Origin of the sequence: Acinetobacter sp. YH01003 (assembly GCF_013420525.1) — a bacterium.
Classification (GTDB): domain Bacteria; phylum Pseudomonadota; class Gammaproteobacteria; order Pseudomonadales; family Moraxellaceae; genus Acinetobacter; species Acinetobacter towneri.
This window is the reverse complement of sequence record NZ_VOXY01000011.1, coordinates 43,994-68,504: the sequence shown is the minus strand read 5'-3', so window position 1 is coordinate 68,504 and position 24,511 is coordinate 43,994. Positions and strand designations below refer to the sequence as shown.

General features: G+C 41.7%; 20 protein-coding genes. 13 read left to right on the top strand and 7 right to left on the bottom strand.

The genetic code is table 11. The features are described from left to right. Positions 1-28: 28 nt before the first annotated feature. The 3 genes from FTT70_RS10010 (at position 29) to FTT70_RS10005 (ending at position 1,860) form a co-directional block, all read left to right on the top strand. A complete protein-coding gene (locus tag FTT70_RS10010) occupies positions 29-1,240 on the top strand; it encodes an MFS transporter (protein WP_180062128.1) in 1,212 nt (403 codons plus the stop codon). Then, the gene (locus FTT70_RS13655; RefSeq protein WP_019836563.1) at positions 1,233-1,367 is read left to right on the top strand and encodes a hypothetical protein; all 135 of its coding nucleotides are present in this window, start codon (positions 1,233-1,235) and stop codon (positions 1,365-1,367) included. Before FTT70_RS10010 ends, FTT70_RS13655 begins: the two co-directional genes overlap by 8 nt. Positions 1,368-1,434: 67 nt before the next feature. After that, the gene (locus FTT70_RS10005; RefSeq protein WP_178318913.1) at positions 1,435-1,860 is read left to right on the top strand and encodes a VOC family protein; all 426 of its coding nucleotides are present in this window, start codon (positions 1,435-1,437) and stop codon (positions 1,858-1,860) included. 131 nt (positions 1,861-1,991) lie between these two features. On the opposite strand, the gene sthA is transcribed toward FTT70_RS10005, so the two are convergent. Continuing rightward, positions 1,992-3,407: a Si-specific NAD(P)(+) transhydrogenase gene (sthA, locus tag FTT70_RS10000; RefSeq protein WP_042068765.1), complete on the bottom strand. Its 1,416-nt coding sequence runs from the start codon at positions 3,405-3,407 to the stop codon at positions 1,992-1,994. A 287-nt stretch (positions 3,408-3,694) separates the two neighbouring features. Between sthA and lipA the strand changes: the two genes are divergently transcribed. Beyond that, a complete protein-coding gene (lipA, locus tag FTT70_RS09995; protein ID WP_096902386.1) occupies positions 3,695-4,708 on the top strand; it encodes a lipoyl synthase in 1,014 nt (337 codons plus the stop codon). Between the two features lie 211 nt (positions 4,709-4,919). Then, a complete protein-coding gene (locus tag FTT70_RS09990) occupies positions 4,920-5,306 on the top strand; it encodes a carboxymuconolactone decarboxylase family protein (protein WP_004972770.1) in 387 nt (128 codons plus the stop codon). Between the two features lie 77 nt (positions 5,307-5,383). Here the strand turns inward: FTT70_RS09990 and FTT70_RS09985 are convergent, their stop codons facing one another. Beyond that, positions 5,384-5,644 (bottom strand): hypothetical protein, encoded by a 261-nt coding sequence (locus FTT70_RS09985; RefSeq protein WP_004972768.1) that lies wholly within the window; start codon positions 5,642-5,644, stop codon positions 5,384-5,386. A gap of 206 nt (positions 5,645-5,850) precedes the next feature. Between FTT70_RS09985 and FTT70_RS09980 the strand changes: the two genes are divergently transcribed. Next, on the top strand, positions 5,851-6,363 hold the full coding sequence (locus FTT70_RS09980; protein WP_131261573.1) for a tetratricopeptide repeat protein: 513 nt from the start codon (positions 5,851-5,853) through the stop codon (positions 6,361-6,363). Between the two features lie 90 nt (positions 6,364-6,453). Here the strand turns inward: FTT70_RS09980 and FTT70_RS09975 are convergent, their stop codons facing one another. Further along, positions 6,454-6,960, bottom strand: coding sequence for a cysteine peptidase family C39 domain-containing protein (locus FTT70_RS09975; RefSeq protein WP_180168596.1), 507 nt, complete (start codon positions 6,958-6,960; stop codon positions 6,454-6,456). 220 nt (positions 6,961-7,180) lie between these two features. Between FTT70_RS09975 and ahcY the strand changes: the two genes are divergently transcribed. The 6 genes from ahcY to FTT70_RS09945 all read left to right on the top strand — a co-directional run bounded on the left by ahcY (position 7,181) and on the right by FTT70_RS09945 (position 17,149). Continuing rightward, on the top strand, positions 7,181-8,563 hold the full coding sequence (gene ahcY / locus FTT70_RS09970) for an adenosylhomocysteinase (RefSeq protein WP_179995669.1): 1,383 nt from the start codon (positions 7,181-7,183) through the stop codon (positions 8,561-8,563). A gap of 183 nt (positions 8,564-8,746) precedes the next feature. Further along, positions 8,747-9,583 carry a methylenetetrahydrofolate reductase [NAD(P)H] gene (gene metF / locus FTT70_RS09965; RefSeq protein WP_136144198.1) on the top strand — a complete coding sequence of 279 codons (837 nt, stop codon included), beginning with the start codon at positions 8,747-8,749 and terminating at the stop codon, positions 9,581-9,583. Between the two features lie 41 nt (positions 9,584-9,624). Beyond that, positions 9,625-10,341, top strand: coding sequence for a 16S rRNA (uracil(1498)-N(3))-methyltransferase (locus FTT70_RS09960; RefSeq protein WP_180168595.1), 717 nt, complete (start codon positions 9,625-9,627; stop codon positions 10,339-10,341). A 186-nt stretch (positions 10,342-10,527) separates the two neighbouring features. Further along, on the top strand, positions 10,528-13,404 hold the full coding sequence (locus FTT70_RS09955; protein ID WP_180168594.1) for a bifunctional diguanylate cyclase/phosphodiesterase: 2,877 nt from the start codon (positions 10,528-10,530) through the stop codon (positions 13,402-13,404). Positions 13,405-13,543: 139 nt separating this feature from the next. Then, positions 13,544-15,823, top strand: a complete 2,280-nt coding sequence (locus FTT70_RS09950) for an NADP-dependent malic enzyme (protein WP_004972754.1) — start codon at positions 13,544-13,546, stop codon at positions 15,821-15,823. A 90-nt stretch (positions 15,824-15,913) separates the two neighbouring features. Next, positions 15,914-17,149 (top strand): multifunctional CCA addition/repair protein, encoded by a 1,236-nt coding sequence (locus tag FTT70_RS09945; RefSeq protein ID WP_004972751.1) that lies wholly within the window; start codon positions 15,914-15,916, stop codon positions 17,147-17,149. A gap of 170 nt (positions 17,150-17,319) precedes the next feature. On the opposite strand, the gene epmA is transcribed toward FTT70_RS09945, so the two are convergent. Both epmA and FTT70_RS09935 read right to left on the bottom strand, forming a co-directional pair. After that, the gene (epmA, locus tag FTT70_RS09940) at positions 17,320-18,300 is read right to left on the bottom strand and encodes an EF-P lysine aminoacylase EpmA (protein WP_180168593.1); all 981 of its coding nucleotides are present in this window, start codon (positions 18,298-18,300) and stop codon (positions 17,320-17,322) included. Further along, a complete protein-coding gene (locus FTT70_RS09935) occupies positions 18,297-19,364 on the bottom strand; it encodes a 4-phosphoerythronate dehydrogenase (RefSeq protein WP_004972744.1) in 1,068 nt (355 codons plus the stop codon). The genes epmA and FTT70_RS09935 overlap by 4 nt, the downstream gene beginning before the upstream one ends. A gap of 51 nt (positions 19,365-19,415) precedes the next feature. On the opposite strand from FTT70_RS09935, the gene FTT70_RS13650 reads away from it, so the two are divergent. Then, a complete protein-coding gene (locus FTT70_RS13650; protein ID WP_257229398.1) occupies positions 19,416-19,547 on the top strand; it encodes a hypothetical protein in 132 nt (43 codons plus the stop codon). Between the two features lie 26 nt (positions 19,548-19,573). Here FTT70_RS13650 and purL read toward each other — a convergent pair whose 3' ends face one another. Both purL and FTT70_RS09925 read right to left on the bottom strand, forming a co-directional pair. Then, on the bottom strand, positions 19,574-23,410 hold the full coding sequence (gene purL / locus FTT70_RS09930; RefSeq protein ID WP_179988931.1) for a phosphoribosylformylglycinamidine synthase: 3,837 nt from the start codon (positions 23,408-23,410) through the stop codon (positions 19,574-19,576). A 331-nt stretch (positions 23,411-23,741) separates the two neighbouring features. Further along, a complete protein-coding gene (locus FTT70_RS09925; protein ID WP_180008701.1) occupies positions 23,742-24,509 on the bottom strand; it encodes an OmpA family protein in 768 nt (255 codons plus the stop codon). Positions 24,510-24,511: the final 2 nt, after the last annotated feature.

Below are 24,511 nucleotides of genomic sequence, written 5' to 3'. Positions count from 1 at the left end.
CAAGCTGTTAGCCATACGTGGATGCCTTATGTCGAATGCTCAATTTTCCAAACCTCTAATTTATATGTTAATTGGAAGCGCCATTATTTTGGCATTATCGCTTGGGGTTCGGCATGCATTTGGTTTGTATTTGGTGCCTATGAGCCATGAATTTGGCTGGGGACATAATGTCTTTAGTTTAGCCATTGCCATGCAAAACCTGATTTGGGGTGCAGTCCAACCCATCACAGGTGCTTTTGCAGACAAATACGGCAGTAAAATTGTAGTTGCAGTTGGTGGCGCACTGTATGCACTCGGCTTATTGCTCATGGCCGTCAGCTCGACAGGCTTATTGCTAAATTTAAGTGTGGGTTTAATTTTAGGTTTGGCACTTTCTGCAACCTCTTTCCCTGTGCTACTTTCTGCAGTAGGTCGCGCTGCTCCTCCAGAAAAGCGTAGCCTTGCAATGGGTATTGCCAGTGCTGCAGGCTCGTTTGGGCAATTTATCATGTTGCCATCGACCTTATTGTTATTACAAAGTGTAGGTTGGTCGGGCGCATTAATTGTCAGTGCGATTTTAATTGTCTTGATTGTTCCTTTGGCATGGATGCTCAAAGCACCCATGTATCAAAACCCTAATGCAAGTTCAGTCAGCCAACCCGCTTTAGGCTTTAAACAAGTTTTGGTGATTGCCAAAAACCATAAACCCTTTTGGTTTTTAGCTTTGGGCTTTTTTGTCTGTGGTTTTCAAGTGGTGTTTATCGGGATTCACTTACCTAGCTACTTAATCGATCATGGCTTTAATGCAACCACAGGCACAGTTTTTCTAGCACTCGTGGGTTTATTTAATATTGTAGGCACTTATACGGCGGGTTGGTTAGGTGGTCGCTATTCCAAACCACACTTGCTGATGTGGCTTTACGGACTACGCGGTATTGCCATTATCGCCTTTTTAATCCTGCCTTTAAGCATCTGGACAATTTATGCATTCGGGATCATTATGGGTTTGTTGTGGTTATCTACAGTGCCTTTAACCAATGGTATTGTGGCAAATATGTTTGGAATTAAATACCTGACCATGCTCAGTGGCATTGTGTTTTTCACACACCAAGTCGGCTCTTTTTTTGGTGGATGGCTTGGCGGTTTAAATCACGACCTGACAGGTAACTATAATGTTATCTGGATTGTTTCTATTGCTTTAAGTGCGTTTGCGGTCTTGGTACATTTTTGGGTAGATGAGGAGCACGTCATTCATGATTAATTCTTTATTGAATTTTAAAGTATTGCTCACACTCGCAATCACTGCCCTTTTTGGCTTGTCGATTTTTTTATGGATGCAAACGCCACAACTGTTTGAATATTTTAATCAGGCGTTTTGTGCGCATTAAAACCCAATCTCTAAAATATTAAGTCTATTTTGCTATTCAAAATTCCGCTTTAGACATGGAGCGTCTTATGCAGATTCAATTGCATCGTGGAAGACTGATTGACCATATTCATCTTGTGGTGAATGACCTTGAGGCAAGTCGAGCATTTTATACCGCCATCTTGGCAGTGTTGGATATTCCAGTTATGGGAACAGCCAATGATCACTTTTGGGCAGATGAACTCTTTATCTCGTCAGTAGAAAGCCCTGCCGCACAAGGTACACTCACTGGGCGTCATCATCTCGCCTTTCAAGCTAAAAATCGTCAAATGGTCAATGCTTTCTATCTTGCAGCATTGGCGCATGGTGGTAGATGCAATGGCAAACCTGATGAACGTGCTTATCATCCTGGTTATTATGCAGCTTATGTGCTTGATCCTGATGGTAACAATATTGAAGCTGTTTTTCATGGCGAAGCACAACGCAGTGCAGCATCGGTCATGATTGATATTTAATACTCTATGTTCCACAAATCAACTTTCCCTCAATGCATAAATTTTCCTACAGCAAGGCAATAAAAAACACCCCACAAGAATGATCTTATGAAGTGTTCTAAATTTTCTATTTTGCAGTCAGCAGAATCTGCTTAAAACAAACGATTCATCCCATTCAAGGTCGCCACACGATACGCTTCCGCCATGGTTGGATAGTTGAATGTGGTTTCCACAAAATACTTAATGGTATTGTTCGGGCTGTTCATCACCGCCTGACCAATGTGGATAATCTCTGCCGCATTATTACCAAAGCAATGCACACCCAATACTTCTAAAGTGTCACGGTGGAATAAAATCTTCAATTCACCCACTGTATCACCCGTAATTTGCGCACGCGCTAAATGACGGAAAGATGCCTGACCAACTTCATAAGGAATTTTTTCTTCCGTCAATTCCTGCTCAGTTTTACCAATCGAAGAAATTTCTGGAATGGTGTAAATACCTGTTGGAATATCGGTCACAGGCGCAACATTTTCTTCGCCACTCATATTTGCACCCGCGCAACGACCTTGGTCATAGGCAGCTGATGCTAACGAAGGCCAACCAATTACATCGCCCGCAGCATAAATATTCTCTACTTCGGTTTGATATTGATCATTCACCGTTAATTGACCACGGCTGTTTGGTTTAAGTTCTACGTTTTCTAAACCTAAACCATCGGTATTACCTGAACGTCCGTTACACCACAAAATCGCATCAGCTTTGATTTTCTTGCCACTTTGCAAATATAAAACCACGTGATCATCAAAAGTTTCTAAATGATCAATTTGCTCATTGTGGCGAATCAGCACCCCTTGCGCACGCAAGTGATATGACAAGGCATCTGAAATTTCATCATCCAAATAGCTGAGCAATTTGTGCTGAGTATTAATCAAATCAACTTTATGATCTAAACCAATGAAGATGGATGCATATTCACAACCAATCACACCCGCGCCATAAATAATAATTTTTTGAATCGAGAAATCCAAATCCAAAATTTTGTCTGAATCAAATACACGTGGATGGTTGAAATCCAACATTTCTGGACGATATGGACGGCTACCTGTCGCAATCACAATTTGCTGACACATAATGGTTTCTTTAATGCCATCTGCACCAAATACCAAGACCGTATTTTTATCTTGGATATAAGCACGACCATGATAAATCGCAATTTCATTACGGTCATAAAAGCGAGAGTGCGTTTCAACTTGCTGCTGAATAACTTTATGCGCACTTTGCAACACTTGCTTCATGGTGAACTGACGCCAATCGCCCATTTTTTTAAACATTGGGTCACGGCGATAACGGATAATATTCGACACTGTCTGACGCAATGCTTTACTTGGAATGGTACCCACATGGGTACAGTTACCGCCAAGCTGCTCACGAACATCTACAATCGCAACACGCTTACCAGATTTGGCAAGTTTCATTGCCGCGCCTTCACCCGCAGGGCCTGAACCGAGAACAACCGCATCGTACTTCACGAAAGTTCCACTAACGACCTCTTTTTTACGTGGCATTCAACGCTCCTTTTCTTTAAATCTGTCTTTTCAATGGGCTATATTATGACGTAAATCTTTTGAATTTTCTGTATTTACTGTGCATATATTACGTGATAACCACATTTTTTATATGAATATCGTTTTTACCCAATTTAAGCACAATTTCGTTATAATAACCGTCTTATGATGAAGTTAAGGTGACATTTTACTTTTGCACTTAGATTCGGTTTAATCAGACTCTATTTCACGTAAAATCTAGCCTACACTAAATCTCTCCCCTTTCAAAAACAGTGGAAAAGTTGAATATGTCTGCAAACCGTAAACCAGAACAGGGTGTCAAACTTCGTGGTGCTGAAAAAGTCGCACGTATTCCTGTAAAAGTTGTTCCTACGGTTGAAACGCCTCGTAAACCTGACTGGATTCGGGTCAAAATGACGGCACCAGAAGAAGTTCAACGTATTAAAACCACTTTGCGTCAGCAAAAATTGCACACCGTTTGTGAAGAAGCCGCTTGTCCAAACCTTCCAGAATGCTTTGGTGGTGGTACAGCAACCTTTATGATCATGGGTGATATTTGTACCCGTCGCTGCCCGTTCTGTGATGTTGCGCATGGTCGTCCAAATGCACTAGATCCTGAAGAACCTCGTCACATGGCAGAAACCATTGCCAACTTAGGCTTAAAATATGCCGTGATCACCTCTGTAGACCGTGATGACTTGTTAGATGGTGGTGCACAACATTTTGTCGATTGTATTAAAGAAGCCCGCTCTTTAAGCCCAAATACGTTGTTAGAAATTTTGGTGCCAGACTTCCGTGGTCGTATGGATATTGCACTACGCATTATGACCGAATGTCCGCCAGATGTTTTTAACCACAACATTGAAACTGTGCCACGCTTATATAAAGCCATGCGTCCGGGTTCAGACTATCAGCACTCTTTGAACTTGCTGAAAATGTTTAAAGAATATTGCCCAGATATTCCAACCAAATGCGGTTTGATGGTAGGTATTGGAGAATCTGAAGAAGAAGTTATTGCACTGTTAGATGATCTTAAAGCGCACGATGTAGATTATGTGACCATTGGTCAATATTTACAGCCATCTAAAGAACATGCGCCAATTGACCGCTTTGTAACACCTGAAGAATTTGAGCGTTATACAGCGCATGGTCAAAAGTTAGGTTTTAAAAATATTTGGGCTGCGCCAATGGTACGTTCAAGTTATTTTGCAGACCGTCAATATTATGGTGAACCTGTACCAACAGTACGTCGTAAAGCCGACCCTGCTAAAAAAATTAGCGTGCAAACCATTGAAGCTTAACACTCGCTTATTTCAAAATTTGCGATAAAGCTAAAACAGCCCCGACTTTATGTTCGGGGTTTTTTATACCTTGTGGATATATTAAAAATAGATAGATGTGAATATTTTTTGATGGTCTACGACCAAGTGCGCATGGTGTCATCGCCATAAATTGTTAATCTATGCACTTAATCTATACACCGAGCTCAAACAATAAAACAGGGATAGTAAAATGTCACAACAAGACTATGACAATGGCTTAAAAGTTCGCACTGAAGTCATGGGCGAAAGCTTTGTAAAACGCGCACAGGACAACACTGTACCATTTACCCAACCTTTGCAGGACTGGATTAATGAACATGCATGGGGTTCAACTTGGCAACGTGAAGGTGTGTTACCACGCAAATATCGTTCCTTAATTACTATCGCCTTTTTAACTGCTTTAAAAAGCCCGACAGAGCTTAAAGGACATATTCGTGGTGCGCTAAATAACGGGGCAAGTGTCGAAGAAATTCAGGAAGTCTTGTTACACAGCTTGCCTTATTGTGGCGCACCTGCAACTCAGGAAGCTTTTCGCGCAGCGTTGGAAGTTTTGGCAGAACATACTGCAAATACTTAAACGCAATCTAAATCAAAAAATATAAACGCTCGACATTTCACTAAAACTATTTGGTGAAATGTCGGTAGAGTTGAGTTTTAAATCCAATACACATTAAAGCTATAAAAGAACTCATTTAACTCAAAGCGCACCTGATAACCCAAATCAGTCAGCTGTGCCGATAAATTTCGAATATCTTCTAAAGGTAAATGTTTTGGCAGCACAGTAAAAACTGCGGTATTGCCCTGCTTGGCATTCTCTTCGATTAAAGACGCCAAACGCTGCTTATATAATTCAATATCTAGCTTGGCATGATCTGAATAAACTTTTGCTTGTTCAGCAGTTAAAAAATTTGCCATCTTATTGTTCTCATTATGACCATGTTTAACATTCAGCATATTAAAACTTGACGATATGGCTCAAGTGATTTTTTGTTATTGTCTGCATAAACGCATGATCAATTAACCCTAATTTTTTAAAAAAAATCACACCGAAGATGGCTTTTTCCCAGCAGACCTTTTAGGCTATCGCACAATCTTATGTTGTAATTTTGCTGGATGACATTATGTCAGAATCTGTTTCAATCTCCCCTGCGCTAATGAACCGCGCCATTGCAGGACAAGCCGATGCCCAATTTGAAGTGGCGGTGCTGTATATGCAAAGCGATTTTAATGAAGATATTGAACTTGCCGAACAATGGGCGCTCAAAGCTGCCGCAAACGGACATATCGAAGCCATGTATTGGCTTGGTGAAGGCTATACCGTATATGCCAAAGATGTTCTAGAAGATGACCCTGAAGATGCCAAACAACATTTTGAAGATGCTTTTGTCTGGCTCAAAAAAGCCAGTGATGCACAACACCCTGCCGCTATTTTAGAGTTGGCAGGCTACTACCGTCGTGGTGATGTGGTTGAACAAGATGTCGCTCGCTCTGTGGCATTGGTACAGCAAGCAGCAGAATTGGGCGAAGTACAAGCCATGCGTGACCTTGCTTTTATTTATGCAAATGCTTTGGGTGTAGATGCTGACGAAAATAAAGCTGAATATTGGACACAAAAAGCAGACGCAGCGGAGTAATCCCTTTCTCTAGCCAATCAATTGATGGGCTAGACAATTTTTTGCATGACTCGAATCGTCATTGAATAAAGCTTAGACTTTGAATAACACTTAGACTTCGACCACAATTACTTGTCTGCAAATGCCCTCTTGCAGACGCTGTTGTTCAAACACAGCCGCAGGCATCGGCTCAAAACTGTCAAAGAAACAAATTTCAGCATCATCAATTGAATATAGCAATGAGTGATTGCCCACGCCTTCTAAAGTGTCGTAATAGACAATTATAAATTTATTTTCATCAAATGCGTGCTGAATTTGCTGATAGCCGATTGCCGCCAATACAGGCAATTTAAGCTGTTTAGCTTCGGCATAACTTAACTTTTCTGCATCTTGTAAATCTGGGTCAGGGTCAGTATAAAACTGCACATTAAAGCCAAACTTTTTCAGTCCAACAGCCAAGCCAATTGTGGTTGTGCCCTGCTCTGGCGTATAACCACACACTTCAATCAATTGTTGAATATCGGCATCAATTCCTAAGTGTCGTAGCAACATCCACACTGCGTAAATCCCGCCGTTGGCTTCTAAATTTGCCAACTCTTGAGGAAGCTCTAAAGCCATCATTCAATCTCAAAAATATGTTTGTAGTGATAATAAACAAAACATGATTGGAACTGAATCAATTTCCAAGTACAATATCGCGCTAGTCGAGGGATGCTGCGACGTTTTACAGGCACGAAACGTAAAATCGCCAGGCTCGACCAGCATAGCAATGCGTTTGCTATGCAAGAAACGGCATCCGCGAACTGAATGATCAATTGTTTTTTATAAGGAGATCGTGATGAACGCGGTTAATGCTTCATTTACAGATTATAAAGTTGCCGATATCACACTAGCTGATTTTGGTCGTAAAGAAATCAAACTTGCAGAAGCAGAAATGCCAGCCCTTATGGGTTTGCGTAAGCGCTACTCAGCTGCAAAACCACTTGCAGGCGCGAAAATTCTCGGCTGTATCCACATGACCATTCAAACTGCTGTTTTAATTGAAACGCTAGTTGAATTGGGCGCAGAAGTTCGTTGGACTTCTTGTAACATCTTCTCTACTCAAGACCACGCTGCTGCAGCAATTGCTGCTTCAGGTGTGCCTGTTTTTGCTTGGAAAGGCGAAACTGAAGAAGAATATGTATGGTGTCTTGAACAACAAATTAATGTAAATGGCACACCATGGGATGCCAACATGATTTTGGACGATGGCGGTGACTTAACTGCACTTGTTCACGAGAAATATCCTGCATTATTAGAGCGCATTCACGGTATTACTGAAGAAACCACTACGGGCGTACAACGTCTAATTGAAATGTGGAAAGATGGTTCTTTAAAAGTGCCTGCAATTAACGTCAACGACTCTGTGACTAAATCTAAAAACGACAATAAATACGGTTGCCGTCACTCACTCAACGATGCGATTAAACGTGGTACAGACATGTTATTGTCTGGTCGTCGTGCATTGGTTATTGGTTACGGTGATGTGGGTAAAGGTTCTGCGCAGTCTTTACGCCAAGAAGGCATGATTGTTCGTGTTTCTGAAATTGACCCAATTTGTGCAATGCAAGCATGTATGGATGGTTACGAAGTTGTCTCTCCATACAAAAATGGCGTACAAACAGGTAATAAAGCAGACGTCAACCTAGAGTTGTTAGAAAATACTGACTTGATTGTGACTACAACAGGTAACTATCACGTGTGTGATGCGGCAATGCTAGATACACTTAAAGCAGGCGCTGTCGTATGTAACATTGGTCACTTCGATACAGAAATCGACACCAATTACTTACGAGGTTATAAGTGGGTTGAAGTGAAGCCACAAGTACACCAAGTGTATCGTTCAGAAAACGAAAACGATTATTTAATCTTGCTTTCTGAAGGTCGTTTAGTGAACTTGGGTAACGCAACAGGTCACCCATCACGTATTATGGATGGTTCATTTGCTAACCAAGTATTGGCACAAATGCACTTATTTGCAGAGAAATTTGCCGATCTTCCTGCCGATCAAAAACAAGCGGCAATTCGTGTTGAAATCTTACCGAAAAAACTAGACGAAGAAGTTGCTGCTGCAATGGTTGCTGGTTTTGGTGGTGTATTAACACAATTGACTCAAGTACAAGCGGACTACTTAGGTGTAGCTGTTGATGGTCCGTTTAAATCGGATGCTTATAAATACTAAGTATTTAATCCCTCTGCCTAACCCTCTCTCATAGGGAGAGGGAATGATTCATTGTTTAATGAATGAGTTAGAAGGTAAGTCCTCTCGTGAGCAAGTTTAAAACATTGCTTTTTTAAACCCAGCACACGAGAGGATTGAGCAGAGATAAAAATATAAATAAGTATTTATAACAAGGATTGAATCATGACCAAACTAGTTCCAATTTCATTTGAATTTTTCCCATCTAAAACCGATGTAGGTGCAGAAAAACTCAAAGTTGTGCATCAAGAATTACAACTTTTAAATCCAGAGTTTTTTTCTATCACTTATGGTGCAGGTGGTTCTACTCGTGAACGTACTTTATCGACCATTAGCGACTTCAATGGCAAAGGCACACCTGTAGCGCCGCACCTGTCTTGTATTGGTGATGACAAAGCGCGTATTGCTGAATTGCTTGATATTTATAAAGCACAAGGCATTGACCGCATTGTGGCTTTGCGTGGTGATTTACCTTCAGGTCAAGTTGGTTTAGGCGAATTGCCGTATGCGTCTGACTTGGTGCGTTTTATTCGTGAACATTCAGGTGATCATTTTCACATTGAAGTTGCGGCTTATCCTGAAATGCATCCACAAGCAGACCACTTTGATCAAGACATTAAAAACTTTGTCACCAAAGTAAATGCAGGTGCTAATGCTGCCATCACGCAGTTCTTTTTCAATCCAGATGCGTACTTCTACTTTGTAGAACGTATTCAAAAACAAGGTGTGAATATCCCTGTTGCACCCGGCATTATGCCAATTACTAATGCCAGCAATTTAATTCGCTTTGCAGATGGCACTGGTGCGGAAATTCCACGTTGGATTCGCAAACAATTGGCAACTTATGGTGATGACACAGCTTCAATCAAAGCTTTTGGTCATGAGGTAATCATTAAACTGTGCGAACGCCTGATTGCAGGTGGTGCGCCAAGTTTGCATTTTTACACCATGAACAACACCGAACCGACTCGTCAATTAGTGACAGATCTTGGTTTGGCTTAAGCTGTATTTTTCATATTTATTGACTTGAACGAGTAATCCCTATGCCCCGTTTTTATATTGAGGCTGAATTAGCAGTAGATACGCAAGTTGAACTGACTGAAACAGTATTTCATCACTGGGTGAAAGTACTACGCGCACAAGTCGGTGAAACCGCCACCTTGTTCAATGGGCAAGGTGGTGAATATGAAGTGGAACTGGTTGAAGTTACCAAAAAAACAGCGCAAGTGCAGATTAAAAGTTTTAATCCAGACAATCGCATCCCAAGCTTTAGCGCCTTATTAGGACAAGTAATGAGCAAAGGCGATCGTATGGATTATGCGATTCAAAAAGCGGTAGAGCTTGGCGTGACTAACATTCAGTTGCTCACCTCTGAACGCTGTGAAATGCGCTTAAAATATGACCGCGATCAAAAAAAATTAGATCATTGGCAAGGCATTGCCATTGCAGCCTGTGAACAATGTGGCATGAATATCGTACCGAAAATTTTAGCCCCACTACGTTTAGAGGACTGGCTGAATAGTGACCTTCCTACCACCAAATTAGTGTTAGCACCGAATAAAGATCAAGTCGATGTGCTAAACAATGTCAGTAAAGATTTGGCTTTATTAATTGGGCCTGAAGGTGGTTTAAGCGAAACAGAAATTAGCGCTGCCAATGCGGTTGGCTTTCAAAACTGGTGTATTGGTACTCGGGTATTACGCACTGAAACCGCACCTGTGGTTGCTTTAGCTCTCTTAAATTATCGCTTGGCTGATTAATTTATCCGTTTTTACAGAAATCGATTGCCAATAACATTGCAATTTATAAAGTACAGGATTAATCTCGAACAATATATTAAAAAATTTGCATAAAATTTAAACACAAAACAGCAATATTTTATGCATGAAAGTGATGTTATTTAAAAATATAAATGATGGAATCATTTAACTAGATTTTGGGGAAGTATGTCAGACGCTCAAGATGAATTGTTGCAGCAATACTTAGATGCTGCGCAAATCACCAATACCATTCGGCTTATTCGATTCTTTTTGGTCAGCATCCTGATTGTTTGCCTGTATGTGTTTTTTATTTATCAAATTTCTTTCTCACATTCATCACCTTACTTCAATATCTGGTTTATTCTCACTGAACTGACCATTGGTTCGTGTTTACTGCTCACAGCAATTCACTTTAAAGTGGGACAATATCAACTCCAACAAGCACATCGTTGGTTAAAATTGGTGTGTTTCTTGATCGGAACAGCAATCGCGGTTGGGGTAAGTTTACTGTATTACTTTTTACCTCAGCAAAACCCTGAACTGAGCAACTATGAAGCGATTATTTTAGCGGCCTTATTAATTATTGTGAGTCAAACCTTTGCCCTCACCTTTTTAACGCAGCGCTTGAGTTATTTTTGCTGGGTATTCATTCCAGTGATCACACCCTATATTGTCGCACAGTTTTTAGTTCACTCCGAAACTTCCGCTTTCTTTTTTCTCGCGACAAATTTTGCCTTAATTACCTTACTGATTTGTGCCAATACTTCAATGCACATGCATCGTCGTTTATCGAGCGTCTATTTTAAGAACGACCAACTCAAAAAAGCCGCAGAGCAACAAGTTGACTGGACAGATCAACTCCGCCAACAATTGCAAGTGGAAATGAACAAATCTAAAGATATTGAATTGCAACTGCAATTTAACAATCAAATGCTGGAACAAAAAATTAGAGAACGTACCTTTGACTTAGAACAAACCCATCTAGACTTAATTAAACAACAACATAGTTTAATTTTGGCACATGAAGCCGCAGGTATTAAAGCGTGGGACTGGAATATCCGAGAAAGAAGCATTGTCTTTGGCACTGGCTCACAGCAAACTCGTTTAAAAAATTCCAAAAAGCATCTGAATAAATTACAGCAATTAATTCACCGTGATGATATTGCACACCTTCATCAAACCATGAAAGAGCATTTACGTGGTCAGACAGAACGCTATCAAGCCACATATCGCATACAACATAATTCAGGTCAATGGTATTGGGTGCATGATATTGGGCGAGTAATTGAGCGTGATCCTGTCACCAATAAACCTTTACGCATGGTCGGGGTTCGCCGTGACATTCACCAAGAACGGATTGCACAAGAACGCTTAAAACTCACTGCTAGCGTACTTGAACAAGCGGCTGAAGGTATTTTTATTTTAGATGAAAACCTGCGCTATATTGAAAGCAATCCATTCTATGCACAAATGAGTGGATTTCAACGTGACCATATTATAGGTAAATATCTGTTTGATTTAGTCAAATCCAACAAAGCAAATCCACGCATGACACAAGAGGAAATTGTTCAACAATTACTCAGCAAGGGTGAATATCATACTGAAAGGAATATAAAATTCCGCTCAGGAAAAGAATTAGAAGTTCGTATGCATATCAATGCAGTCAAAGATGAGCAAAACCGTATTATTAATTATATTGGAATTGTGTCTGATTTAACCGAACATAAACTACAAGAACAGCGTTTATCCTATTTAGAAAATTATGATGCGCTGACCGATCTCCCCAATCGTTTTTATTATAATTATCAACTACATCAATATCTTATTTCACAGCAAGATTCATTGCAGCAATTGGCGGTCATTCGACTCAATATTGACCGTTTCAGACCTTTAAACGAATATTTAAGCAATAATGGTGGCGATGAATTACTCCGCCAAGTGGCGCAGCGTTTACGTATCACCAATGCCGAAGCGCTGTTTGTTGCACACTTAAATGGCGATGATTTTGCAATTGTTTATGAAATTTCTCATATTCGCCCTTCAATCGAAGAGCACTGTGAACGTATCACCAAAGCCTTTAATTTGCCGTTTAATGTACAGGGACAAGAACATATTATTACCCTATCGATGGGGGTTTCCCTCTATCCTGAACATGGACGCCAGTTGGATTATCTAAATAATTGTGCTGAACAAGCCTTGTCTGAGGCTAAGCGTTTAGGTGGCAATACCATTAAATATTACACTTTAGACAACACCAAACTGCTAGAGCAGGATGTACATTTAGAGCGTGACTTACGCCAAGCCATTAAAAATGATGAATTAATTGTATATTATCAACCTAAAATTGATTTCCATAATTATCAGGTGATCGGGTTTGAAGCATTGGTGCGCTGGCAGCATCCAACCAAAGGCATTATTCCACCCAACCTATTTATTCCTATTGCAGAACAAACCAGTTTAATTTCCGATATTGGTCGGGTTGTAATTCAACAAACTGCCAAGCAAATTCGTGAATGGAATCTGTTAGGTTTTGATCATATCCAAGTATCGGTTAATGTAGTTGCACAACAACTGCAACGTGGTCAATTGCTGCAAGATTTAGATGATGCGATTAATACCTATCAAATTTCAGGTGCAAGCTTAGAATTAGAAATTACCGAATCCTCTTTAGTGGAAAACTCCACAACCGTGAAGTCTTTATTAGATGAAATTAAACAACGTGATATTCATATCGCCTTAGATGATTTTGGTACAGGCTATTCTTCACTTTCTTACTTAACAGACTTCCCAATTGACAGTTTAAAAATAGACCGTAGCTTTGTTTCTAAAATTGGGAATACCAAACAAGAAGCCATTGTTAGTGCCATGATTGCTATGGGCAAAGCCATGGGCATGAGTGTGGTGGCTGAAGGGATTGAAACTGAGCAACAACTGCAATATTTGCAGAATTTAAATTGTGATATTGCGCAGGGGTATTTATTCTCTAGGCCTTTGCCTGAAAGTGAAGCGACCCAATTTCTAAAAGCCAATTTAGTATCGCGCGCTTATCGCTCCTTAATCTGAAACTAGACCCAAAAGCTCTAAGTTTGTTCTAAAAATAAACAGTGACGTCTGTGCTAAGGGGGCAAGTAATGGTATATTCGATAAGATTCATAAAAAAACCACCAGCATCGCTGGCCAACTTGTCACACACGAGATTCAGATGGACGATCAATCATTAAAACAGCAGGCACTTTACTATCACGAATTTCCAACACCAGGAAAAATCAGCGTTACTCCAAGTAAGCAGCTGGTCAACCAACGTGACTTAGCGCTCGCTTACTCACCAGGTGTCGCAGCACCATGTTTAGAGATTGAACGTGATCCTTCAACAGCTGCACTTTATACCGCTCGCGGTAACTTGGTTGCTGTCGTTAGTAACGGTACAGCAGTATTAGGTTTAGGTAATATCGGTCCTTTGGCGTCTAAACCTGTGATGGAAGGTAAAGGCGTACTCTTTAAAAAGTTTGCTGGTGTCGATGTATTTGACATCGAAATTGCTGAAAATGATCCAGACAAAATTGTAGATATTGTTGCAGCACTAGAACCAACTTTTGGTGGTATTAACCTTGAAGACATCAAGGCACCAGAATGTTTCTACATTGAGCAAAAACTTCGTGAACGCATGAATATTCCTGTGTTCCACGATGACCAACACGGTACGTCAATCATTGTAGGTTCTGCCCTACTCAATGCCTTGTTACTTAACGGCAAGAAGATTGAAGAAATCAAAATCGTTGCTTCAGGTGCAGGTGCAGCCGCACTGTCTTGTTTAGACCTGTTGTGTGCATTGGGCGCGAAAAAAGAAAATATCATTGTTGCAGATTCGCGCGGTCTAATCACCACCAAACGTGAAGGTTTGGATGACTCGAAAAAACGCTATATGCAAGACATTGAAGGAACGCAACTTGCTGATGTAATTAGCGGTGCGGATATGTTCCTTGGTCTTTCTGCAGCGGGTATCTTGACCAAAGCTATGGTCAAAGAAATGGCTGAAAATCCAATTATCTTTGCTTTGGCTAACCCAGATCCAGAAATCTTACCTGAACATGCGCATGAAGTACGTCCAGATGTGATTATGGCGACTGGTCGTTCGGACTACCCGAACCAAGTTAACAACGCACTTTGCTTCCCGTATATTTTCCGTGGTGCATTAGACGTTGGCGCAACTACCATCAACGAAGAAATGAAAATTGCTTGTGTACACGCAATTGCACGCATGGCACACATTGAAGCAGATGCTGCGACTTATGGTGAAAAATCTGCATCATTCGGTCGTGACTATTTAATTCCACGTCCACTTGATCAGCGTTTAATTCTTGAAATTGCACCTGCAGTTGCTCAAGCGGCAATGGATTCAGGTGTAGCAAGTCGTCCAATTCAAGACTTCTCTGCATACCGTCAGCGTTTGTCTGAGTTTGTATATAACTCGGCATTTATGATGAAGCCTATTTTTGCTCAAGCAAAAACTGACCCTAAGCGTATTGCTTATGCAGAAGGTGAAGACTTACGCGTCCTTCGTGCAGTACAAATTGCAGTGGATGAAGGCTTGGCTAAACCAATCCTTGTAGGTCGTACCTCAGTGATTGAAGCGAACATTAAAAAGCTAGGTTTACGTCTGGAACATGGCGTGAATATGGAAATTGTAGATCAGGAAAACAACCCGAACTACGAAAAATTTGCAGATGATTACTACACCATCATGCAGCGTAAAGGCGTTACACCTGAATACGCGCAGCGTGAAGCACGTCGTCGCTCTACCCTCATTGCAGCAATGTTAGTGAAACATGGTTTAGCCGATGGTATGTTGTGTGGTACTTATTCTAGCTACGATATTCACCTTGATTTCGTAAAAAATGTGATTGGTCTAAAAGAAGGTCGTACTAACTTCTTTACCCTTAACGCATTGATGCTTGAAGATCGCAACTTGTTCATTGCCGACACTTATGTCAACACAAACCCAACTGCTGAACAGTTGGCTGAAATGACACTTTTAGCGGCTGAAGAAGTACGCCGTTTTGGTATGACACCACGCGTTGCTCTACTTTCTCACTCAAGTTTTGGTTCTGACCAACAAGACTCTAGCGCACAAAAAATGCGTAAAGTCTTTGAAATCTTGAGTGAGATTGCACCTGAGCTTGAAGTTGAAGGTGAAATGCACGGTGATGCAGCATTAGACGAAAATATCCGTCATTTTGCTTTCCCGAACTCACGCTTCAAAGGTTCTGCAAACTTGTTGATTATGCCGAACTTAGATGCTGCCAATATTTCATTTAACTTGTTGAAATCGACTTCAGGTAACAATGTTACGATTGGCCCTATCTTGTTAGGTGCAGCAAAACCTGTACATATTTTGACTCCGACTGCAACGACACGTCGTGTTGTGAATATGACTGCCCTCACTGTTGCTGAAATTCAACAAACAGCACAAGTTAAAGCATAAACCTATATTTCTGAGTGACTGACTCAGAATTATAGACTTGAGAAAACCTCTATTCTGTAGCATGATTGCTTGAAGAATAGAGGTTTTTTCATGCAAGTTTATTTAGTAGGCGGTGCAGTTCGAGATCACTTACTCGGGCATCCCTATCACGAAAAAGATTATGTTGTCGTTGGCGCAACGCCCGAACAACTTTTGGCTCAAGGCTTTCAACCTGTGGGCAAAGACTTCCCTGTTTTTCTTCATCCTGAAACCAAAGATGAATATGCACTTGCTCGCACTGAGCGCAAATCTGGACACGGTTATCACGGTTTTGAATTTCATACCGACCCAAGCGTGACCTTAGAAGAAGATTTAATCCGTCGTGATTTAACCATTAACGCCATGGCAATGGATAGTGATGGCAATGTCTACGACCCTTACGGTGGACAGCAAGATCTGTGCAATAAAGTGCTGCGCCATGTTTCCAATGCTTTTGTAGAAGACCCGTTACGGGTGCTGCGTATTGCTCGTTTTGCAGCACGTTATCATGCTTTAGGCTTTGTGGTTGCACCTGAAACCTTGTTATTAATGCAAGAGTTGGCAGAATCTGGTGAGTTACATGCGCTGACACCTGAACGCGTATGGAAAGAAACTTCACGTGCCTTAATGGAAGCACGTGCCGATGTTTATTTTGAAACATTGCGTGCCTGTGGTGCTTTAAAAGTTTTATTTCCTGAATTAGATGCTTTATTCGGTATTCCACAGCGTCCTGAATATCACCCTGAAATTGACAGTGGTGTGCACACCATGATGTCACTACAACAAGCCTGTCGTGCCAATTACTCACTCGATGTACGCTTTGCAGTGTTATTGCATGATTTAGGCAAGGCCTTGACCCCTGCCGATGAATTACCACGGCACATTATGCATGAAGAACGTGGGATTCGACCTGTAACGGAAGTGTGTGAACGCCTGCGCGTACCGACCAATACCAAACAACTTGCACTTGCTGTATGTAAAGAGCATTTAAAATGCCACCAAGCATTGAGCTTAAAGCCTGGCACGTTATGGCGCTTATTACAGCGTTTGGATGTCTTGCGTCGTCCTGAGCGTGTAGAAGCCTTTGTACAAGCCTGTGAATGTGACTCTCGTGGGCGTTTAGGTTTGGAAGATCGTGACTATCCGCAAGCGAGCTATATTTTGGAAGCGATTCAAGTGGTACGCAGCATTAAGGCGCAAGACTTACCTGCCGATGTCCAAGGCCCCGATATTGGTGAAATGCTGATTGAACGACGCATTAAAGCGATTGAGCAATTAAAGGCACGTCACTTGGCTGCTACTGCTTAGGCTATTTAAGTCTATAGAACGTCATTACATGCGTTCTTTGATCTATCATTCTTAACCTATTTAAGTCAGCCTAAATTTCTGATCGAAAAGCCGTAATCTTCTAAAATATAGAAGCTACGGCTTTTTAGCTCAAATAAATCCTTCTTGAAATAAGAAACTGTCTTTTGCTTTTAGGCAAGCTGCGCAGGAAAGCTAATCACTTGCTCTAAACGCATCTGCTCAGTTGCAATCATCAATAAGCGATCTATGCCCAAGGCGATACCTGAACATTCAGGCATGTTCGGCAACGCAGCCAATAAATATTCATCAATTGGCATCACATGTAAACCAAGTTGTGCGCGTTCTGCATTATCGGCTTCAAAACGAGAACGCAGCACAGTAGCATCAATCAATTCATCATAGGCATTGGCAAGCTCTAAACCTTCGATATATAGCTCAAAACGGGCTGCGACCAATTCCCCATCATCATCTGTTCTGGTTTTAGCCAAAGATGCTAATTCAGGTGGAAAATCGGTTAAAAATACAGGAGCATCAAAGCCCAAACTTGGTTCTACAAAATGTGAAAACAATAGGTCGATGTAGCCTAGACGGTCATCACCCAAATCCAGATGCAAACCCACACGATGACAGCAGTCTTTCAATTGTTGCAGACTTGCCTGTAAAGGATTTAAATCCAAACGATCCATAAATGCGTGTTTATAACTCAACACTGTTGGACGTACTTCGCCAAAGCGTTGTTTTAACGTCAGATTAAGTAAATCTGTCACCTCAAATATAAGCTCTTTCAGGCTAAATTCGGGACGATACCATTCCAACATGGTAAATTCGCTGTTGTGTTTACGTCCATGCTCATCATCACGAAAGACTTTGCAAATTTGATAAATAGCACCACTACCACTGGCCAATAAACGCTTCATGGCAAATTCAGGTGAGGTCTGTAAATAGTGCGTATGCAATTTGCCCTGCACATGGCGCTGTGCTTGCACTGAAGCCAAATGCACATCTGTCACTCCTGCCTGTGACAAAATTGGCGTTTCAACTTCAAGTACTTCACGTTCCGCAAAAAACTGGCGTATTTGTGCATACAATTGTGCACGTGCGCGCATGCTGTTTAAGTCGCAAGTTGGTTGATATTGGAGATTTGAACTCATGCTTGCGGGCCTCCGTGTGCTGCCCATTCACGACGCAGAGGATAGGTTTTTCTTAAATGATCAAAAGCCTGCTGCTCAACTTTGCCCGCTTTGACACAGGCACGTAAATTGGCATCATCCTGTGCAATATCATAAATTTGACTTAAATGTGCATGCAGACTATTTTTCAAATCTTGGGTTTTGAAATATTGCGCGCAGCTTGGCAATTGAGTTTCAAATTGTTTTGTGGCATCTAAACCAAAATTTTCACAAAAAGCCTGATAAATCATTTGTGTGCCGCGTGCCTTGCCTTCTAGGCTATACCCTGCAATATGCGGGGTTGCCAAAGCAAGCAAATCTAATAATTCTGCAGAGATTTCAGGTTCATATTCAAAAACATCTAATACCACTAAACGCTGAGTATGTTGAATATCCTGCATTAAAGCCGCTTCTTCTACCACTGGCCCACGCGCTGAATTAATCAGAATGGCTTGAGGCTTCATACATGCCAAACGCGCTGCATTAATTAAATGATGAGTAGGATGTTCACCAGTTTCTGTTAATGGCACATGAATGGAAATTGCATCTGCCTGTTGTAATAGTGCATCTAAGTCACATTGCTGCACATTGGGCAACTGCACAAATGGATCGTATGCGATGACATCCCAACCTAATAATTGTGCCATTTTGACCAAGCGCGAGCCGACATTGCCCAGTCCAATAATGCCAAGTTTAAAGTTTTGATTGGCATGTAGTAATTCAGGCTCGAGATGAAGCAATGCGGTAATCACATACTCACTCACCGCCTGCGCATTACAACCTGCCGCATTTGACCATGCAATGCCCTGCTGCTCGATGGCTGGGATATCAAGGTGGTCTGTGCCAATGGTCGCGCTGCCAATAAATTGAAGCGCGGTCTGTTGAATCAATGCTGCATTCACTTGGGTGACGGAACGAACTAGCAGCGCATCAGCATCTTGCACATCTTGATGCGTTAGACGGCGTCCAGCCTTGTGCTCTATTTCTGCCAAATCTGCAAAGAAATAATCGGTATATGCCAGATTTTCATCTGCAATGATTTTCATAACGCCATCCCATGTGTGTTTGCTTGTTTATGATAGCTTGAGTTGTCTAGGATGACTATGATTGTTGAGATTAATGCAGATTTGTTGAACAGCAAGCCGACGATTCATTTAGGTGGAAACATGCACGTCTATATAAAAGTTGCATATTCACAGCAAAAAAATCAGCCACCCGAAGGTGGCTGACTGCTATAGATTAAGCGAGTGAAATCTTAACCAATAAATTTACGCGCATTGCGGAACATACGTAACCATGCACCATCTTCAGTCCATTCTTCAGGTTTCCAAGAATGTTGAAGCGCACGGAAATTACGTTCAGGGTGCGGCATCATAATTGTTGCACGACCATCTTTTGAAGTTACGCCTGAAATACCTTCTGGCGAACCATTCGGGTTCATTGGATAATGTTGAGTCGCATTTCCGTGGCTATCGACATAACGTAAAATCACTTGGTTACCTGCATTTAAGGCTGCCAAATTAGCTTCAGGTGCAACGACACGACCTTCGCCATGCGCCACCGCGATTGGTAAAATCGAGCCTTCCATATCTTGCAATAATACAGAATTCGATTTTTCCACGCGTACATTAACGCTACGCGCTTCAAACACTTCTGAGGTATTACGATGGAAACGTGGCCACGCTTCTGCACCTGGAATGAGTGGTGCTAATTGTGACAACATTTGACAACCGTTACAGATACCCAGTGAGAATGTTTCTTGACGGTTAAAGAATTTCTCAAACTGGTCACGTAATTTCGGGTTAAACAAGACTGACTTTGCCCAGCCACCGCCCGCACCTAAGACGTCACCGTAAGAGAAACCACCACACGCAACCAAGCCTTCAAAGTCGTCTAAATCGACACGCCCTGCAAGCAAGTCACTCATGTGTACGTCAACGGTGTTAAAGCCGACTTTGTCAAATGCTGCCGCCATTTCTACATGACCGTTTACGCCTTGTTCACGTAAAATCACCATGTTAGGACGACGTGTGTTGATGTATGGCGCTTCAACTGGCTCATTTAAGTCAAATGTCGGTTGAGCAATTAAGCCTTTGTGGTTTTTGTCTGTGATCAAAGCAAATTCTTGATCAGCAGTTTCTGAGTTGTCACGTAAACGCTGGATTTGGTGTGATACTTCACTCCAAGCCGCTTGCAAATCGGCACGTTCAAGCACCAAGCCATTTACAGCAAGTTGGTCTGTGCTATTAACTGTACCGACTACCGAAATCGCATCTTTCAAAGTAGATGCAGCAACTTCAGCAGCTAAGTTAGCCCAGTCTGCTTTAGAGATTTGTAGTACTGCACCAATTTCTTCAGCAAACAATGCCGCAACAGATTGATCTTCTAACGCCACACCTAAACGTGAAGCGAACATCATTTCTGTTACAGTTGCCAATAAACCACCATCACCAATGTCGTGATAAGCTTGAATCAAGCCACGGTTATTCCAGTCTTGTACCAAAGCAAAGAATGCTTTGAATTCGTCAAAGTTATCGACATCTGGTGTTACTGAACCAATAGCTTTATACACTTGCGCTAAAATTGAACCGCCTAAACGGAACTGACCTTTAGACAAGTCAATACGTACCAATACTGAATCGGTATTTTTCAATTCAGGGGTTAGTGTTTTACGTACATCGGTCACTGGTGCAAATGCAGTAATTACACCTGACATTGGTGAAGTTACAGATTTATCAACACCTTCGTCATTCCAAGTGGTACGCATAGACAATGAGTCTTTACCTACTGGAATTGCAATTCCTAGCGCAGGACACATTTCCATACCAATGGCTTTTACACCTTCAAACAAAGCTTGGTCTTCGCCTTTTTGACCTGCTGCTGCCATCCAGTTTGCAGATAATTTAATGTCGCTGATCTGGTCAATTTTGGCTGACATGATATTGGAAATAGATTCTGCCACTGCCAAACGCGCAGATGCTGCAGGGTTTAATAAAGCTACAGGTGGACGTTCACCCATCGCCATTGCTTCACCTGTAAAGCCTTGCAAGCTGGTAGTGGTTACTGCTGCATCTGCAACAGGCACCTGCCATGGGCCAACCAACTGATCACGTGCAACCATACCTGTAATTGAACGGTCACCAATCGTGATTAGGAATGATTTAGAAGCAACAGTTGGATTCTTGATGACACGGTAAATCGCATCTTTCAGATCAGTAACTTGAGCTGCATCAAAATCATCACCTTGACGCTCAATGCTTTCATAAGAACGGCTCATGCGTGGCGTACCACCTAACAAGACCTGCATTGGCATATCTACAGCTTTGTTATTGAACAGTGGATCTTCAACCGTTAAATGACGCGCTTCTGTCGCTTCACCCAATACTGCAAACGGACAACGCTCACGCGCACAGATTGATTCAAATAATTCTAAAGAACTTGGACGGATGGCCAATACATAACGCTCTTGCGCTTCGTTTGACCAAATTTCCATTGGTGACATGCCTGGTTCTAAAGACGGAATCTTACGCAAATCAAGTACAGCACCTAGTTCGTGATCATTCACCAACTCAGGCATTGCGTTCGAAATACCACCTGCACCCACGTCATGCACTGATACGATTGGGTTAGCATCTTCCAAACGCCAGCACGTATCAATTACTTCTTGGCAACGACGTTCCATTTCTGGGTTTTCACGTTGTACTGAAGCAAAGTCAAGGTTTTCACCCATGGTTCCGCTATCTACAGAAGATGCAGCGCCACCGCCTAAACCGATCAACATCGCAGGGCCGCCTAAAACGATTAATAAATCGCCTGGCTGGATTGGGTCTTTTTCGACATGGTCTGGACGAATGTTGCCGTAACCACCTGCAATCATGATTGGTTTATGGAAGCCTTTTACTTCACCATTCACGTTTTGCTCGAAAGTACGGAAGTAACCATTTAACGCAGGACGACCAAATTCGTTGTTAAACGCTGCACCGCCCAATGGGCCTTCAATCATAATTTGTAATGGCGATGCCATACGTGAAGGCTTGCCATAGTTTTCTTCCCAAGGCTGTTCAAAACCAGGAATATTTAAATTCGATACTGTAAAGCCTGTTAAACCTGCTTTTGGTTTACCACCACGACCTGTCGCGCCTTCATCACGGATTTCACCACCCGAACCTGTCGCAGCACCTGCAAATGGTGCAATTGCAGTTGGGTGGTTGTGCGTTTCCACTTTCATTAGAATGTGGGCAGCTTGGCTCTTATATTTATAAACGTAGTGACCTGTTGCAGCATCTTTTTTCGGATAGAAACGCTGCGTGTCAAAACCAACAATCACCGAAGCGTTGTCTTTATAAGCCGACAATACATCTGTTGGTGATTCTTTATAAGTATTTTTGATCATTTGGAACAATGACAATGGCTGTACTTCGCCATCAATTGTCCATTCAGAACCAAAGATTTTGTGACGGCAGTGCTCAGAGTTGGCTTGTGCAAACATCATCAATTCAATGTCATGCGGATTACGGCCTAACTTGATAAATGCTTCGGTTAAATAATCAATTTCTTCATCAGACAAGGCAAAACCAAACTCACTGTTGGCTTTTACCAATGCCGCTTTGCCTTCACCCAAAATATCAATGCTATTTAAAGGTTTTGGTTCAGTTTCAACAAATAACGCTGCAGCATCGTTAATGTGGTTAAACACACTTTCGGTCATGCGGTCATGCAATACTTGTTTTACTTCGTTTGAAACGTCTGTAATACCTTTTAAGGTAAACAAAACACCGCGTTCTAGGCGGTGTACAGGCGTATTACAGTTGGCAAAAATATCGGTTGCTTTTGATGACCAAGGAGAAATTGTGCCCACACGTGGTGTCACTAAAATTTGAACTTCATCACTTGCAGCTTGGCGTAATTCAAAAGATGCACCATCGTTTAAAAGCTGTAAAGCAGATTGCTGTTGTTGCTCGTCGAGCGCTTGGTCAAATAAATAAACCCATTGGCTATCGAAAGATTGAACAGAACTCATTGACGCTAAACGGTTTAAGAGTTGAGTTTTCTTAAAAGATGAATGTGCAGGTGCACCGGCAACGATAAACATGCTGATTTTGGCTCCACGGGCTGATCTTTTGGACCATGCCACAATGTGACTTGAAGAGAGCGCATATTCTACTGTGAAATGCCATAATCAGCTAGATGGAAAATGGTTTTCTTGGCGCGTTTCGGCAGTAAAACTTCCGAATGTTGATTTAAAGCCTCTATTTCAGATCAATGTATTCAAGATTCGTGCTTTAAATTGCACAAAGCACTCTCACTGTGGAAATTACTGAATGATTGATGCTGTTTTTATTTTCTATGCCATCTGTTTACACACAGATGCTCTAAAGATCAGGACATGACGCTCAACTTCCGCCTTGCTCAATATCAACTAATCAAAGCACCTCAAATTCAATACGTCGATTTTTCTTACGTCCTTGTGGCGTTGTATTGTCTGCGACAGGCTGATTAGAACCTTGACCTTCGGTGCTTAAATGCGTTATCGCAATACCTTTATCGATCAAATAATTTTTTACCGCGCCTGCACGTGATTGGCTTAACACTATATTTTTATGCGCATCGCCCGAACTGTCTGTATGTCCAACAATTTTCACTTTTTGGGTGCCAACTTGCTTCAATGCCACAGCCATTTCATCCAGAATTTTTTGCCCTACGTCAGTCAAAATTGCACTGCCCGATTCAAACTCAACAATCCTGTTTTTGAGCGCAGCATCCAGCATTTTTTGTTCATACTGACTCCCCGAAAGCTGTGTGTTCAAACGATAAGGCTGCTGTACCAAAGCCTGAAAATTTGCTGTCGTGGCTTGAATTTGATGAGCAGCATTCACTTTTCCTTTCAAATCAACTTGAGTCCCTTTCACACGTAACTGCCCTTGAGAAATCTTTTTTAACTCTGCTGTAATCATACGAGTGACTGAATCATCCCAACCATTCGGTGCAGCAACTGCACGGACTTGAATTTTATCTAACACCTGCGATTCACCATACACAGCTTGCATTTTCGCCAAAATGGCTTGTTTACTTGCTTCGTTTGGCACCACACCTTCTATAACAATGGGCGCTGCATAGATCAAATGACTTTGGACTAAAAAACACAAGCCAATAAGTAGACTTACGCGAATACGTTTTTGATTATTTTTCATAT